We start from the raw sequence: 1842 nt of genomic DNA on the forward strand, positions 1-1842 counted from the left end.
CTCCCGTACTTGGTACGGGAGCATCGCCATTCTCGAACGACTAACGCTGAATTGCCTTGATCTCGAGGAACTCTTCGAGCCCGAATGTGCCGGCCTCGCGTCCGACACCCGACTGCTTGTATCCACCGAACGGCGCATTGGTGTTGAAGGCTCCGCCGTTCACCTCGACCTGCCCGGCCCGCAGCTGCCGTGCGACGCGATCCGCGCGATCGGGGTCACCTGACCAGACTCCGCCGGCCAAACCGTATTCGGTCCCGTTGGCTATCCGCACTGCGTCGGCCTCGTCCTTGTAGCCCATGATCGAAAGGACAGGTCCGAAGATCTCCTCGCGCGCAATGGTCATATCCTCGGTCACGTTCGCGAACACCGTCGGCCCGACGAAATACCCACTGGCCAATCCGGTTTCGCGACCGTCGACAACCGCGGTAGCGCCCTCGGCCACACCCTTCTCGATGTATCCGCGAACGCGTCCCAGCTGATTCGCGTTCACCAGCGGTCCGAGCACCGAAGTCGGCTGAGTCGGATCACCTACCTGGAAATGAGCGGCCACCGCAGCAGCAATTGCCGCTGCTTCATCCACCTTCTCGGCGGGAACCAACATACGCGTCAGCGCCGAACAGGTCTGGCCCGAATTGATGAAGCACTTTGCGACGCCATCCGTGACTGCCTTTTCGAGATCGGCGTCATCGAGAATGACGTTCGCAGACTTTCCGCCCAGTTCGAGCGAGACCTTCTTGATGGTGTCCGCAGCAACGATGGCCACTCGCTTGCCGGCCCGAGTCGATCCGGTGAAGGAAACCATATCGACCTCGGGGTGGCCGGCGATGGCTTCACCCACTACCGGGCCATAGCCGCTCACCAGGTTGAATACACCTGCAGGCAAACCAATTTCGTCGAAGATGTCGGCGAGAGCGTACGTGATGAGAGGTGCAACCTCGGTGGGCTTGAGAACCACGGTGCAGCCCGCGGCGAGTGCACCACCAACCTTCAAGACAACTTGATGGAGCGGGAAGTTCCACGGAGTGATAGCGCCGACAACACCCGCCGGCTCGCGAACAATCAGCGAATTCCCGACCTCGTGTGCGTCGAAATCATAAGTGCGGGCCAATTCAGCAAATGCATTCAAATTCGCCAGCGGCATTCCGATTTGTACGGGCTTTGCGAATCCGATCGGCATGCCCATATCCTGCGAAACCAGCGCCGCAAGATCATCGGTACGTTCGGCAATAATCGCAGCAGCTTTGGAAAGATATTCGGCGCGCTCGCCGCCAGAAAGTGCAGACCAAGCGGGGAAAGCCTTTCGTGCTGCCTTCGCGGCCGCGTCGACATCTTCGACAGTGCCCTCGGCGACAGTTCCTATCAGCTCTTCCGTAGCCGGATTGAGAACGTCGATCCGACCGCTACCAGTAGATTCGATCCAGGCGCCATCAACATAGATTTTGGTGCGGTCGAGAATATCGGTCATCGAAGCCTCCGTAGTCAGCACGCGTGCACAGATGAGGTGGGCCCGATCACACGGGCACCTCTTCCGAGCCTAGCCACGCTCGACGAGTTCCGTGGCAGGTTGGTGGCGCGATTGGCGCTCGACTGACGAGACTTGCGGTGGGCGCACGCTTTTCAATGATCGGGTGAACGGTACGTTCATCTCGCTAGAGGCGACGGAAGTGCCGTTCGTTCGCAGTGGGTGGGGTGTTTTTGGGTACGAGAAAGCCCCCCAACCACGAATGGTTGGGGGGCTTTCTCAAATTTGTGTTCGGCGGTGTCCTACTCTCCCACACCCTGTCGAGTGCAGTACCATCGGCGCTGAAGGGCTTAGCTTCCGGGTTCGGAATGGGACCGGGC

The 1842-nt window shown here is 59.9% G+C and carries 1 protein-coding gene and 1 rRNA gene; both read right to left on the reverse strand.

Translation table 11 applies throughout. The annotated features are described in order from the left end of the window. Positions 1 to 40 precede the first annotated feature (40 nt). Entirely contained in the window at positions 41 to 1465 is a 1425-nt protein-coding gene (locus tag ACWF6P_RS31735; RefSeq protein ID WP_317557097.1) for an aldehyde dehydrogenase family protein, read from the reverse strand. A 286-nt stretch (positions 1466 to 1751) separates the two neighbouring features. Beyond that, a 5S ribosomal RNA gene (gene rrf, locus ACWF6P_RS31740) occupies positions 1752 to 1842 on the reverse strand; the annotation flags it as partial.

Source organism: Rhodococcus sp. NPDC055024, assembly GCF_053608585.1.